Raw genomic sequence first — 13,885 nt, 5'->3', positions numbered from 1 at the left:
AGAGGAAGAATGAGCACTCAGAACCACACCGCGGTCATCATCAGCGGCGCCCGCACCCCGTTCGCCAAAATCAACGGATCACTCGCGTCGATCACTGCCTCCGAGCTGGGCGCGCACGCCATCAAGGCGGCGCTCGAGGCGGGCGGAGTGCCCGCGAAGGCGATCGACGCCGTGATCATGGGGCAAGTCATTCAGGCTGGAAGCGGCCAGGGCCCAGCCCGCCAGGCCAGCATCGGCGCCGGTATCGGATGGGACGTGCCGACGGTGACGATCAACAAACTCTGCCTCTCTGGCCTCACCGCCGTCATCGACGCCGCCCGCCTGATCCGAGCAGGCGACGCTCGGGTCGTCGTAGCCGGTGGCCAAGAATCGATGAGCAACGCTCCACACCTGCTACTCGGCTCCCGCAAGGCCCACCCTTACGGCAGTCAGCAACTCGAAGACGCCATCAACTACGACGGACTGGTCGACCCGTTCGAGAAACTGATCATGGGCGAAGCGACCGATGACGGTAACGCCACCCGCAAGATCAGCCGTGAAGCGCAGGACGCCTTCGCTGCCGCTTCCCACCAACGCGCGGCCCGATCTCGCGCTGCCGGGGTGTTCGCAGAACAGATCGCTCCGATCAGCGTTCCCCAACGGCGCGGTGAGCCCGTGCTCGTCAGTGAGGACGACGGCATCCGGCCCGACACCACCAGCGAGAGCCTCTCCCGGCTCAGGCCCGCGTTCCGCGCAGCGGGCACAATCACGGCTGGCAGCTCATCTCAGCTGACCGACGGCGCAGCCGCACTTGTCGTCGCCAGCAAGGATTGGGCGATCGAGAACGGCTACGAATGGATCGCCGAGATCGGTGCGTCCGGCCAAGTGGCGGGGCCCGACGGGTCGCTGCACTCGCAGCCAGCGAACGCCATCAAACAGGCGTTGGCCAAAGAAGGCACCGCCGTCGCGGCCCTTGACGTCGTAGAGATCAACGAAGCGTTTGCCTCTGTCGTGCTGCAATCAGCCGATGACTTGGACATCGACCCAGCCATCGTGAACGTTGACGGTGGAGCGATCGCGCTCGGCCACCCCGTCGGCGCATCCGGCGCACGCCTCGCCCTTCACCTCGCGTATGCGCTCAAGCGGCGCGGTGGGGGTGCGGGCGTCGTCGCCCTCTGCGGAGGGGGCGGACAGGGCGAAGCGCTGGTCCTACGAGTGAAGTGACCACCTCGAGCGGTTGTCCGTCCAGCCTCGGTGTCGGCGGATGGGAGTAGTGAAGAGCCGTAAGGGTGTGTTGGGAAAGTCGCCCCGGAACAAGGCGGCGTGAGGAGATATCGATGAAGATCATCGTGCTGGTGAAAGAAGTTCCCGACACATACGGGGCTCGAAAGCTCGACCTCGAGACGGGGCTCGCGGACCGCGGGGCGGGCGAGGTTGTTCTCGACGAGATCGGGGAGCGCGCGCTCGAAGTGGCGCTCGCCTTCGCTGACAAGAACGCCGACACCGAGGTGGTGCTGCTGTCGATGGCACCGGACAGCTCGGCGGCGACGTTGCGCAAGGGACTCGCGATGGGAGCGACATCGGCGGTGCAGGTTGCCGACGAGGCGCTACGCGGGGCGGATCTGGGGCTGACCGCACAGGTGCTCGCCGCGGCGATCCAGCGCACCGGCTTCGATCTGGTGATCGCGGGAAACCTGTCCACAGACGGGACGGGCGGCGTGCTTCCCGCGATGGTCGCGGAACTGCTCGGTGTGCCCCAGGCGACCTCGTTGACGTCGATCGAGATCGCTGCGGACGCCGTAACCGGGGTTCGCACGACGGATGACGGCACGATGCAGGTGAGCGCACCCCTGCCTGCCGTGGTGTCGATCACGGAGGCGCTGCCGGATGCGCGGTTCCCCAACTTCAAAGGGATCATGGCGGCGAAGAAGAAGCCGTTCGAGACGCTGACCCTCGCGGACCTGGACATCGATCCGGATGACCCGGAGGTCGCGCGGTCGATCCTGATCGCGATCGCGGAGAAGCCCGCCCGTGAGGCGGGCGTGAAGATTGTCGATGCGGGCGACGCGGGCGAGCAGCTCGCCGAGTTCCTCCGGCAGAATCGACTGGTGTGAGGACCGAGATCATGACCGAGTACGCAGCAGAATCCATTCTCGTCCTCGTCGAGCTCACCCCTTCCGGCGGACTAGCGGGCAGCGCGGCGGGCCTGCTCGGCGCAGCCGCCCAGATCGGCACACCGGTTGCGCTGGTGGTGACCGAACCCGGTGCGGGAGCTGCCGCGGTGGATGCGGCGGGCGCCCTGGGCGCCGCGAACGTGGTGGTGGCTGAGGCCGCTGACACGGGAAGCTTGACGGTGCCGGTGGTCGATGCGCTCGTGGCCGCCGTGGACGCGGTGCGCCCGGACGCGGTGCTGATTTCGAACTCGGTCGCAGGTCGGGATGTCGCCGGCCGGTTTGCCGCCCGCACCCGGTCCGGGCTCGCCGTCGACGCGATCGGGGTCTCCCGGGATGCGGAAGGGATCGTCGCTCACCACTCGGTCTATGGCGGCGCTTACAACGTCGACTCCGCGGTCACCTGGGGGGCGCCGGTGATCACGGTGCGACAGGGGTCGATCGACGCCCGCGCCGAAGCGTCCACCCCCACCGTGGAGACGCTGTCGGTGGTTACATCGGGCAAGCCTGCGGCATCCATCGTTTCGTTCGACGCGGTGGTGGAGACCTCGAGCCGTCCCGAGTTGCGTGGAGCGGCGAAGGTCGTGTCCGGTGGGCGCGGATTGGGATCCCAAGAGAAGTTCGCTCTTGTTGAGCAACTCGCGGACACGCTTGGCGCGGCCGTGGGTGCGTCCCGGGCAGCGGTCGACGCGGGCTACATCCCTCAGTCCCATCAGGTTGGACAGACGGGAGTTTCGGTCGCGCCACAGCTATATATCGCGCTCGGCATCTCAGGGGCGATCCAGCACCGTGCCGGCATGCAGACGGCAAAGACGATCGTCGCTATAAATAAGGACGCGGATGCCCCGATCTTCGAGATCGCGGACTTTGGTGTCGTCGGCGACCTGTTCACCGTTGTGCCACAGCTGATCGCTGCCATCGACACGAAGAAGGAGTAGCGGGCGATGGCGACGCAGGTGCGGTCGATACGCCGAGGTCTCCCGCGGAGGCCCGGCGGTGAACCCTGGCCACCTGCCGGCGACGCGCCGGCCGTGGATGCTGTGCGCATCGCTGAGGCGGGAGCACCCGAGCAACCGGTGGTGATGTCGGCCGCTGCCGCGGCGACTTCGTCGGTGTTGACTCTAGAGCCGGTGACCGGGCTTAGCGAGATGGAGCAGGCCGCGGCGCCGACGGCCGCCACATCGACTCCGGACGCGGATCCGAACACCGCCGCACCGGCTCCCATCGCCGCGACGAGCCCGGTCGTGCTCGCAGGGCCGGTCGCCGCGGCTCCTACCGCCGCGGCATCCGATCGTCCCCTCCGGCGCGGCCTTCCGCGCGCGAAGGGCAGCGAGCCGTGGCCGCCTGCGGGCTTCGCACCCGCGCGCATTGTTGGCGCATCCGGGGGACTGTCAACAGCAGCAGCGGATGAGGTAGCACTGGCGGTGCTGGCTCCGACTCCCACTGCGGAACAGCCAGTGCGCGCCCCGCTGGCACGCCCCACCACGTCAGCACTCTCGACCACGCCGGCGGCCGCCACATCGCAGGCCCGCTCCAAACCGAAGCCCTTGCCTGCCCGGCAGCCCGGACGGTTCGGCGTCTACACCCGTGGACAGCTGATGGGTATCGCCACGATCGGCGGTTTCGCCTTGCTGTTCGCGGCGATGGTGGTGGTGGTCTCCGCGGCCTGGTTCTTGAACCTGCCGTTCATGCAGGACTTCCTCACGGCCTACCCCGGCGAATATCACCTTCCCGAGACCGCGACCCCCGGTTTCCCGGCGTGGGTGCAATGGCAGCACTTCTTCAACGTGTTCCTGATGGTGTTGATCATCCGCTCCGGGCTGCAGGTGCGCACCGAGAAACGGCCAAGCGCGTTCTGGACGCCGAAGTGGTCGAAGAACGGCAAGGGCAAGATCAGCCTGGCACTGTGGTTTCACCAGTCACTCGACATCCTGTGGCTTCTCAACGGTGTCATCTTCGTGGTGATGCTGTTCGTCACCGGGCACTGGATGCGAATCGTCCCGACCAGCTGGGAGGTGTTCCCGAATGCCCTCTCCGCGATGCTGCAATACGTGTCGCTGGACTGGCCGACCGAGAACGGCTGGGTGAACTACAACAGCCTTCAACAGCTGATGTACTTCATCACGGTCTTCATCGCCGCGCCGCTGGCAGCGCTCACCGGCGTGCGGATGTCTGGCCTGTGGCCGAAGAACGCGAAGACGCTGAACCGGGTGTACCCGGTCGAGTGGGCGCGGGCGATCCACTTCCCGGTGATGCTGTACTTCGTGGCGTTCATCATCGTGCACGTCGCGCTCGTGTTCGCGACGGGGGCGCTGCGGAACCTGAACCACATGTATGACGGCACCGATGTCGTCAACTGGGCCGGGTTCTGGATCTTCTTCGTCTCGCTGCTCATAATTGTCGCCGGTTGGATCGCGGCCCGCCCGTTGGTGCTCGCCCCGATCGCGAAGCTCACCGGCAAGGTCACCGCACGCTGATCTGTCGTCGACCGGCGCAAGGAATTTGGTTGGCTGGCGGTCCTGAAGAGGCGTAGAGGACCTCTTGCACTTCTGCGGGAGGATGCCTCGACCTCCAGGACGGCTTCGCAGGTCGTCGTGTCGATCACACAGAGATTCCCGCGGTCATCTGTGAGTGCGGCCGCTCAGGTCAATTTGGCGGTAGGCGAATCGGGAATCCCAGAGATCTCCGGGACTCGCTTGACAATGCGGCGAGAAAATTCGTAATGTCATTACATTCATTATATTCACTATAAGAAATCGGTGCTCGGTCCCGACGTCCGCGATGTGAACAACCCGCAAGCCAGGCGCGATTCAACGGGGGGCGTTTCAGGGGGCGAACACACACGTGTTCTCATCCGCGGGCCTCTCAACCCCTAACGCCACATTTCGCAACGTATCAAGCAATCAATATCGATAACGAGACTGCGTCGACGGCGATGTCGACCACGAGAAAGGTTTACTCAATGGCGAGGACCAAGTTCGCGGCGGCAGCTGCCGCCGCAACTCTGATAGCACTGTTGGCCGGATGCACATCAGCACCGCCCAGCAGCCCAAGCGGCAACTCGACCGAACCGATCCGGATCGGCGGCACGCTTGCGCTGAGCGGACCGCTCGCCCCAACCGGCGCGATCCACAAGGTTGCGGGCGAGCAGTTCGTCGAATGGTTGAACGAGAACGGCGGCCTGCTGGGACGCCAAGTCGAGTGGGTGCTCCTGGATGACGAATCCAACCCGCAGACATCGGCAGCGGCATACACGCGCCTCATCTCGCAAGAGAACGTCGACTTGCTCATCGGGCCCTACGGCACCGCGAACATCACCGCAGCCATGGACATCGCCGAGCGCAACGAAATGGTCTTCCCGCACCACAGCGCCACCCTGACCTATGCGTACGACTACAAGTGGCACTTCCCGCTCTTCGCCTCCGGTCGAAACTCCAGCTCGACGATGCCGACGACGATCTTCGACGCCTACGAAGAACTCGGTTCCGACGCGCCCAAGACCGTCGCGTTCGTGGTCAACGAGAACCCGGCATCCGGCTTCATCGCCAAGGGGCACGAGGAGGAGAAGGGCGCGATCGACATCGCCAAGGACCGCGGGCTGGATGTCGTCCTTGAACTCGATTTCCCGCAGGGCAACACGGACTGGGCGCCCATTGCCCAGCGCATCAAGGACGCCGACCCGGATCTCCTGTGGGTCGGAGCCCTGGGCGGCGACTCGCCGGCCCTGCTGACCGCTCTTTCGCAGGTGGGTTGGGAGCCACGGCACCAGTTCCACCTGTTCCCGGCGCCCGGGCTCCTGCTCAGCGCCGGAGACCTCGTCGAAGGCGCCACGACTATGACCATGTTCGAGCCGCATGAGCCCTTCATGTCGAACACCGGTGCCGACATCATGGTCGACCGGTACGTCTCTGCCGCCAAGGACGCCGGTCTCGCCTACACGGCGCCCGAGATTCAGGCTGCGCTCTCGTGGGCGAGCTGGCAGACGATCGTCGCCGGCGTCGAAGGCTGCGAGTGCCTGGACCAGAAGGGTATCGGCGAGTACCTCCTGGGAAATGAAATCGAGACCGTGCTGGGTGGCATCGACTTCGACCCGACGCAGAACAACTACTACGGCGACCTCGCTTACCTGAAGCAGGTCCAGGATGGCGAGTTCTACGTCGTATACCCCTCGAAGGTCGCGACCGACGGGCGCGCAATTCGGTAGTGAACCGGTGGGGGTCCAACCGGACCCCCACCGATTCCGCTGAGCGTGACGGGAGAATCGGTGCACCAAGTACTACAGACCATCATTTCGGGCCTCCTATTGGGCGGCCTCTACGCGACCTTCGCGCTCGGATTCTCGCTGACGTGGGGACTGCTGCGGACGATCAACTTCGCGCACTTCGGCTTCGCCTTCCTGTCGGCATATCTCACGTACGAGTTCTCGGCGAAGATGGCGGTCGATCCGCTGCTGACCCTGCTGATCACCGTGCCGCTTGGCGTGTTGCTGGCCGTCGGCTTGCAGTGGTTCGTCGCGAAGACGCGCATGGGCGTGTTTGGAACGCTCATCGCGACCTTCGGGCTGCTTCTCGTCATTGAAGCGGGAATCGCGTTCTACTGGACACAAGACCTCGTGCGCATTCCGGCCTCGGCGAATCCGTGGGCCCAGGCCGTGATCTGGCTCGGCGGGTTCACCATCCCCTCGGTACAGCTGTTCGGGTTGATCGCAGCAATACTGTTCTGCGGGTCCGCCTGGTGGCTGCTGAACCGCAGCCGATACGGATTCGCGATCAGGGCGGGCGTACAGGATCCGTCGATGGCAGCGGCGTTCGGCATCAATGCGCCACGCCTCGGCTATGTCATCGCCGTGATCAGCGGTGCCGCCGTCGCGGTTGCCGGATCGTTGATTGGCACGATGAACGCGCTGTCGCCCTCGGCAGCCCTCGCCTGGGTTCCGATCACCCTCGCCATTGTGCTGCTCGGCGGTCTGGCAAACCCGGTCGGAGTGAGCGTCGCCGCCCTGGTCCTGGCCCTCGTCGAATCGTTCACACGGCAGTTCGCGAGCCCCTCGCTCGCACAGCTCGTGGCGCTCGCGGTCCTTGTCCTCGTAATCCTTTTCCGGCCTAACGGCATGTTCCGCCCGACTGTGGCGGTGAGCGGCTCATGACACGACTCCAGGAAGCTCCCCCCATCGCGACCCCAGGATTGGCGCCACGGAAGTCCTGGCACTGGCGCGGACTCACCGCCGGAGTGATCCTCGTAGCCGGGCTGCTGTCAATCCCGACCCTCCATGACCTGTTCGGAATCGGTGCGTACTACCTGATCTTCGGCTACACGGTCTTCTTCTGGATCACTCAGGCGACCAGCTGGAACATCTTCAGCGGATACTCCGGATACCTGAGCTTCGGACACGCTGCCTTCTACGGCACCGGCATGTATGTCACCGCCAATCTCGCCGGCACCGAGGGTCTTTCGATCTTCGCGCTGATCGGGGTCGGCGCACTCCTGGCTGGCCTCTTAGGCCTCGGACTGGGCTACATCATCTTCCGTCGGGGCCTTGCGCATGAGGTGTTCGCGCTCTTCACCTTCGCGCTGGCGATCGCGCTCGGCGTGCTGGTTCGGAACGTGGACGCCATCGGCGGCGGGGGAGTCCTCATCGTCGGCGACGTCGGCTATCCGGACTGGATGGGATCGTTCAACGACATGCTCTACTACCTGGGGCTGGCCTTGGCGATCGTCGCGGTGATCACCGCGATCGCGGTTCAACGCTCGCGGTTCGGAAAGGGCCTCTTCGCGATTCGGGATGACGAGCGAGTCGCCGAAACGATCGGAGTGCCGACCTTCCGGTACAAGCTCACGGCTCTGGTGATCGCCGCGGCGATCGCCGGCGCATCCGGCGCGCTCAACGCCGTGATGGTCGCCTACATCGAGCCGGAGACCACCTACGGCATCGAGGTGTCAGTATTCGTCGTACTCATGGCGCTCGTCGGCGGCCGGCGGCATTGGCTGGGGCCGATCATCGGTGCGGTGCTCATGTACACGCTGAGCGACAGGCTCACCGGGATCGGGGTCAGCGAGCTCAGCCAGATTCTCACTGGGGCGGTGCTGATTCTCGTGGTCGTGCGTTTCGATGGCGGCATCTACGAGCAATGGAAGAAAGTGCCCGTCCTGAGCGCGGTGACTTTGGTTGCGGTAGTGACGATTCTGAGCGTGACAGGCGCCGTTGGGGGCTTCGTTGACGCACTGCTGATCGGGATGCTCGTGACCCTTGCCGTCCTGCTGGTGCCCGCCACGATCTGGCGCAGACTTCGGCCACGACGGAAAGAGGTGGCGCATGTCGGCTGAGGTCATTCTCTCGGTGTCGGAGGTCGTCAAGGTCTTCGGCAGCCTGCGTGCCCTGAACGGAGTCAACCTCGAGGTGCGCGAGGGCGAGATCGTCGGACTGGTCGGCCCGAACGGCTCGGGAAAGTCGACCTTGATCAACGTGCTGTCCGGGTACCTTCCCCTGGACGGCGGTCGTGCCGTCTTCGGCGGCGCCCGCATCGACACCATGGTGCCGCACAAGATAGCGGAGTCCGGACTGGCCAGGACGTATCAGGTGCCACGTCCGTTCAGCACGCTCACCACCCTCGAGAACGTGGCAATCGGCGGGTACTTCGGTCGCAGCGGGCCCCGCGGGCGGGCCGATGACCAGGCCATGGAACTGCTCGAATTCGTGGGGCTCGCCCAGCGGGCACATGTGACCGCTGAGCACCTGACTCTTCATCAGCGCAAGCAGTTGGAGCTTGCCCGAGCCCTTGCCTGTCGACCGAGGCTGGTCATGCTCGACGAAGTGCTCGCGGGGCTCAACCCCTCAGAGATCGAGTCGGCGATCGATCTGGTCATGAAGATCCGCGACACCGGCGTGGCCGTGATCTTCGTCGAGCACAACATGCGCGCCGTGGTGAGCCTGAGCGATCGTTTGGTGGTGCTCCAGTCGGGCACTGTCATCGCCGAGGGCGAGCCCGACGACGTGCTTCGCCGGGATGATGTCATCGACGCCTACCTAGGACGGTCACATGCTTGAGGTCAAAGACATCCAGGTGCACTACGGCGAAGCCCTGGCACTGAATTCGGTAAGCGTCACCTTGGACAAGGGCGAGATCGTTGCAGTCCTCGGGGCAAATGGTGCCGGCAAGTCAACGCTGGTGAACACGATTGCCGGGGTACTACCGGTATCTCGAGGCGAGATCCTGCTCGACGGGGAATCGCTCGCCGCACGCAAGCCCCACGAGTTCGTCAGTGCCGGGCTCGCGCTGGTGCCGGAGGGGCGCCGGTTGTTCAACCAGCTGACCGTTTCGCAGAACCTCGGGCTCGGGGCATTCACCACGCGGGACAAGGCGATCGTGCGGTCACGGCTTGAGAAGGTCCACGGACTGTTTCCGATACTCGCCGATCGGGCTGATCAGCCAGCGGGAACTTTGTCCGGCGGCCAACAGCAAATGGTGGCCATCGGGCGTGCATTGATGGCCGATCCCCAATACCTGCTGATGGATGAACCGTCGCTGGGGCTGGCTCCGATCATCGTCGACGACATGTTCGACCTCATCCTTCGAGTTCACGAACTAGGCGTGGCGGTCCTCATCGTCGAACAGAACGTGCATCGCACTCTGGAGATCTGCGGGCGGGGATACGTGCTCGAAGGCGGCACGGTTGTGGCCTCTGGCACAAGGGATGAATTGCTCGGATCCGAACGAGTGCGAGAGGCCTATCTCGCAATGTGAAAGCTGCGACTACGCGGGGCGGCGCACATCCAGCGCCGCTCCGGTTACGTCCTGAGAATCCCCTCTACTGAAAGGAAGATCCATGAGTATTCCATCCGCCAACGTGCAGGCGACCATCGATGCCACCCGAACGGACTCCGAACTGGTCGGCATCCCGCACTGGATCGACGGCGCAGTCGATAAGTCGGGCGAGCTATGGCCTGTTATCAATCCCGCGACCGGCGTTCAAATCGCTCAGGTCTCCCTCGCTGATCGTGAGATTGTCGATCGCGCTGTCGCGGCCGCGGCCGCCGCGTTCCCTGCATGGGCCGCCACCACGCCGACTCGGCGTGCGGCGGTGCTGCACAGGTTCCGCGCACTGCTGATGGAGCACACTGACGAGTTGGCAGTGGCCATCAGTGCCGAGCACGGCAAAACGGTGGACGATGCGCGCGGCGAAGTGTCGCGAGGTCTCGAGGCGGTCGAGCTTGCCGCGGCAGTGCCGTTCCTCCTGAAGGGCGAGTTGTCGGAGCAGACCGGCACAAACATCGACACATTCATGGCCTGGCACCCGCTGGGCGTTTGCGTGGGGATTACGCCATTCAACTTCCCGGTGATGATCCCGCTGATGATGCTCTCGGTCGCCCTGGCCTCGGGGAACACCTTCATCCTGAAGCCCAGCGAGCAGGACCCCGGACCCAGTCTGCTCATCGCACAGCTCGCGGCGGAAGCAGGTGTGCCAGCCGGAGTCCTGACCGTTCTGCACGGTCGGCAGCAGGTGGTCGAGACGCTCATCGATCATCCGGACACGGCAGCGGTCTCCTTCGTCGGATCTACTCCGGTTGCTCGGGCGATCTATAGCAGGGCATCGCAAGCGGGCAAGCGAGTTCAGGCGATGGGAGGAGCCAAGAACCACCTCGTCGTCGCCCCGGACGCGAATCTCGATGCAGTCGCCGATGCGCTCTCGTCGGCCGCATTCGGATCGGCAGGCCAGCGATGCATGGCAGTCACGACAGCAGTGGTCGTCGGCGATGTCGCAGATGCCCTCGCGGAGAAGATGCGCGAACGTGCGATGAACGTCGTTGTCGGTAACGGTGCAGATCCTTCATCGGAGATGGGGCCGGTCATCAGCATCGACGCGCAGGTGCGCATCCGTGGTTTCGTTGAGCGCGCAATCGCGGGCGGTGCGACCGCCGTTGTCGATCGCAGCACCGAACCAGTGGAAGGCCATGACCAGGGGTCATTCGTCGGTCCCGTGGTGCTGGATGGCGTCAGCCCGTCGTCCGAGATCTACCAGAACGAGGTGTTTGGCCCCGTTCTCATCCTCGTGCGAGTCGAAACCTTCGACGAGGCACTCGAGCTCGTGCGTACCAACCGCTACGGCAATGGGGCATCGCTCTTCACTCGCAGCGGACTGCTCGCGAGGCGTTTCCAGCGGGAAGCCCAAGCGGGAATGGTCGGAATCAACGTGCCCATCCCCGTGCCCGTCGCTGCCTACAGCGTGGCTGGCTGGAAGGATTCCATCTTCGGCGACACCGGTCTCAACAACGGATCCTGGCGCTTCTACAACCGGCCCAAGTACGTCACAAGCCGCTGGGACGAATCGACCTCCGGCGTCGACCTCGGCTTCCGGCCTAACTGATCCATCCGCACGACGCGCCAGTCCTGCGCAGGCGGTGTCCGCAGATCAACGCGGACGCCGCCTGCGCCCCACTGTTCCATCACTGACTGCCCGAGGAAATATCACATGCTGAAACCGGTGCGGGGCCCTCTCTGGCCATATTCGTTATAGTGGATCAACGAAGAAAGCGAGATGGCGTCGGTGGTAGACCGCATCGAGGAACTGAACTCTTTCAGTCTTTCCTACCCGCCCAACCCGAGCTCGATTGTTTTCGCTGAAACGCCCCGCGATGTGCAAGGCGCAGTTCTCGCGGCCGTTCAGCAGGGCAGAGGAATCGCCGTGCAGTCGACGGGGCACGGAAGGTTCGACACAAGTGACGACGCCGTCCTGATCACGACCCAGCGAATGACCGGCATTGAGGTAGATCCGACTCGCCGAACCGCCCGGATCGCGGCGGGCGTGCGTTGGGGACAGGTCATTGCCGAAACGACGAAGTACGGCCTCGCTCCGGTGCATGGATCATCTCCAACCGTGGGTGTCATGGGGTACACGCTCAGCGGCGGCATTGGTTTGCTGTCCCGAAAGTTCGGGTACGCCGCGGATACGGTCCTCGAGGTTGAGCTCGTTACTGCGAGCGGTGCACTCATTCGTGTTACGCCGAACGAATACGAAGACCTTTTCTGGGCGGTCCGCGGAGGCAAGGGAAGCTTCGGCATAGCAACCGCGATCGAGGTGCCACTGTTCCCGGTGCCGTCCTTCTACGGTGGTGCCCTCTTCTTCCATCCCGACGCGATTCCTGACGTGCTGCCGTTCTTCGTGGACTGGGTTCGTACGCTTCCTGACTGGTTCGCGGCATCTGTTGCAATTCGGGCACCGGTTCCCGAAGTGAAGGCTGAAGGTTTCAGTCACCTGTTGCACCTCAGGTGCACGTCAGTGGGCGACAGCCGGGAATCGTCAGCGCTCCTTGCGCCCATTCGTACGCTGCCGGGCATCCTCACCGACGCTGTTGATGCGAAGCCCTATTCGCGCATCCGAGAAGTGCACAACGATGGCGCCGGCCCCGTCGCGTTCACGGAGAAGAGCCGCTACCTTCCCTACCTGAGCAGGAACCTTCTGGATGAAGTTCTCGAGGCATATCCGGACGATAACGGAGGGCTTCCCCCTTACATCGAATTCCGGCACCTGGGCGGCGAAATGACTCGATCGCCAGTCCACGCCAACTGTGTCGGCGGTCGTGGTTCGGAGTTCAGCGTCACGGTTATCGGAAGAACGGAGCACAGCTCTCGCGCTCGGGCAGAGAAGATCTTCCGCCTCGCTGATGCCGCGTCGGCCGGCCAGCCGGTCCTCAACTTCCAAGGCGATGAAGTCGGCCCGGAACGGGTTCTCGCTGCGTATGACCCTGAGGATCGCGAGCGGCTGTTGAGTCTGAAGCGTCAGTACGATCCCGAGAACGTCTTCCGGCACGGGCACGTCATTGCTGCACCGGCAGCCGTTCCTGCTTCCTGGGGGTGAGCGCCCCCGGCCGTGCGACCTAGGCCCGTGCCCGTGGCAAACCGGCCACCGACGACGACCGAGTGTCAGCTCGAATCCCTCGATTATGCGTATGGACGACACTCACCGCGGCGTCTGGATCGCCTGTTCGGATGGTATCCACAAGCGCTTCATGAATCTGCAGGCGTTCAGCATGAAACAACTGCAGATCCTGTCCGCTGGCAGCGGCGATCCGCAACGTGTGGGCCTCGATTGTGTCAAGAAGTCCGACGTAGAGCGAGCTGAGCGTGAGATTGGGAGTTACTTGCGCGATCCGCCTGTGGAGCATCCAGTTGGCATGGATGAACCGGTCATCGTCGCTCTTGCCGACCGCGTCACGCATGTCGGCGAGGAGGACATCGATGTCCTTCAGGTCACGATTGGTTCGATACTCGCAGGCATCGTTGATGACTTCGTACTCAAGTCCATTTCGAACCTGAGCACTCGCCGGGATGTCAATGTCGTCCGAGTCCAACTCGAGGACTGCGTTTCCCAGGCGGGCAATCGGCGATTGCTCGACCGCGAAGACACCGCCGCCGGGCCCAGACCGCACCCGAATGAGGCCGCGCGTCTGTAGCAGGCGCAGGGTCGTGTTGAGAGTGCCTTCTGACACACCAACGATCGCCTGGATTTCCTTTTTGCTGCCAAGACGAGCGCCGCTTGGAAGCGACCGCACCATTTCAGCGATGCGGCGCGCGACAACTTCCGGCCGCGAGTCTCCATACGTCACGAGGTAAGTCTCCTCTCAGTCAAGCGCAAGTGATCCTATCCACGCGGAATGCCGCGCCATAGCGGCGCCGCACCGTGTCGAGATCATTTCAGGTCTGGTACAGGTACTCCTTTGACACAGAGCTTACATAACC

General features: G+C 64.1%; 12 protein-coding genes. 11 read left to right on the top strand and 1 reads right to left on the bottom strand.

What is annotated here, in order from left to right; all coding sequences use genetic code 11:
* Window positions 1-9: 9 nt before the first annotated feature.
* The 11 genes from GO591_RS13650 (at window position 10) to GO591_RS13600 (ending at window position 13,004) form a co-directional block, all read left to right on the top strand.
* Entirely contained in the window at window positions 10-1,203 is a 1,194-nt protein-coding gene (locus GO591_RS13650) for an acetyl-CoA C-acetyltransferase (RefSeq protein ID WP_157157323.1), read from the top strand.
* Between the two features lie 113 nt (window positions 1,204-1,316).
* Window positions 1,317-2,093: an electron transfer flavoprotein subunit beta/FixA family protein gene (locus tag GO591_RS13645; RefSeq protein ID WP_157157322.1), complete on the top strand. Its 777-nt coding sequence runs from the start codon at window positions 1,317-1,319 to the stop codon at window positions 2,091-2,093.
* Window positions 2,094-2,104: 11 nt separating this feature from the next.
* Entirely contained in the window at window positions 2,105-3,088 is a 984-nt protein-coding gene (locus tag GO591_RS13640; RefSeq protein WP_157157321.1) for an electron transfer flavoprotein subunit alpha/FixB family protein, read from the top strand.
* Between the two features lie 6 nt (window positions 3,089-3,094).
* Window positions 3,095-4,627, top strand: coding sequence for a cytochrome b/b6 domain-containing protein (locus GO591_RS13635; protein WP_157157320.1), 1,533 nt, complete (start codon window positions 3,095-3,097; stop codon window positions 4,625-4,627).
* Window positions 4,628-5,112: 485 nt separating this feature from the next.
* The gene (locus GO591_RS13630; RefSeq protein ID WP_157157319.1) at window positions 5,113-6,354 is read left to right on the top strand and encodes an amino acid ABC transporter substrate-binding protein; all 1,242 of its coding nucleotides are present in this window, start codon (window positions 5,113-5,115) and stop codon (window positions 6,352-6,354) included.
* 60 nt (window positions 6,355-6,414) lie between these two features.
* Window positions 6,415-7,296, top strand: coding sequence for a branched-chain amino acid ABC transporter permease (locus GO591_RS13625; protein WP_157157318.1), 882 nt, complete (start codon window positions 6,415-6,417; stop codon window positions 7,294-7,296).
* The gene (locus tag GO591_RS13620) at window positions 7,293-8,474 is read left to right on the top strand and encodes a branched-chain amino acid ABC transporter permease (protein WP_157157317.1); all 1,182 of its coding nucleotides are present in this window, start codon (window positions 7,293-7,295) and stop codon (window positions 8,472-8,474) included. Before GO591_RS13625 ends, GO591_RS13620 begins: the two co-directional genes overlap by 4 nt.
* Entirely contained in the window at window positions 8,464-9,195 is a 732-nt protein-coding gene (locus GO591_RS13615; protein ID WP_157157316.1) for an ABC transporter ATP-binding protein, read from the top strand. Before GO591_RS13620 ends, GO591_RS13615 begins: the two co-directional genes overlap by 11 nt.
* The gene (locus tag GO591_RS13610; RefSeq protein ID WP_157157315.1) at window positions 9,188-9,892 is read left to right on the top strand and encodes an ABC transporter ATP-binding protein; all 705 of its coding nucleotides are present in this window, start codon (window positions 9,188-9,190) and stop codon (window positions 9,890-9,892) included. Before GO591_RS13615 ends, GO591_RS13610 begins: the two co-directional genes overlap by 8 nt.
* A gap of 82 nt (window positions 9,893-9,974) precedes the next feature.
* Window positions 9,975-11,513: a CoA-acylating methylmalonate-semialdehyde dehydrogenase gene (mmsA, locus tag GO591_RS13605; protein ID WP_198295482.1), complete on the top strand. Its 1,539-nt coding sequence runs from the start codon at window positions 9,975-9,977 to the stop codon at window positions 11,511-11,513.
* Between the two features lie 171 nt (window positions 11,514-11,684).
* Window positions 11,685-13,004: an FAD-binding oxidoreductase gene (locus GO591_RS13600; protein WP_157157314.1), complete on the top strand. Its 1,320-nt coding sequence runs from the start codon at window positions 11,685-11,687 to the stop codon at window positions 13,002-13,004.
* Window positions 13,005-13,023: 19 nt separating this feature from the next.
* On the opposite strand, the gene GO591_RS13595 is transcribed toward GO591_RS13600, so the two are convergent.
* Window positions 13,024-13,752, bottom strand: a complete 729-nt coding sequence (locus GO591_RS13595; RefSeq protein ID WP_157157313.1) for a FadR/GntR family transcriptional regulator — start codon at window positions 13,750-13,752, stop codon at window positions 13,024-13,026.
* Window positions 13,753-13,885: the final 133 nt, after the last annotated feature.

Origin of the sequence: Diaminobutyricimonas sp. LJ205 (assembly GCF_009755725.1) — a bacterium.
In the GTDB taxonomy this organism is placed as follows: domain Bacteria; phylum Actinomycetota; class Actinomycetes; order Actinomycetales; family Microbacteriaceae; genus Ruicaihuangia.
The sequence above is the reverse complement of the archived record's forward strand: the minus strand, read 5'-3'. Positions and strand labels throughout refer to the sequence as shown.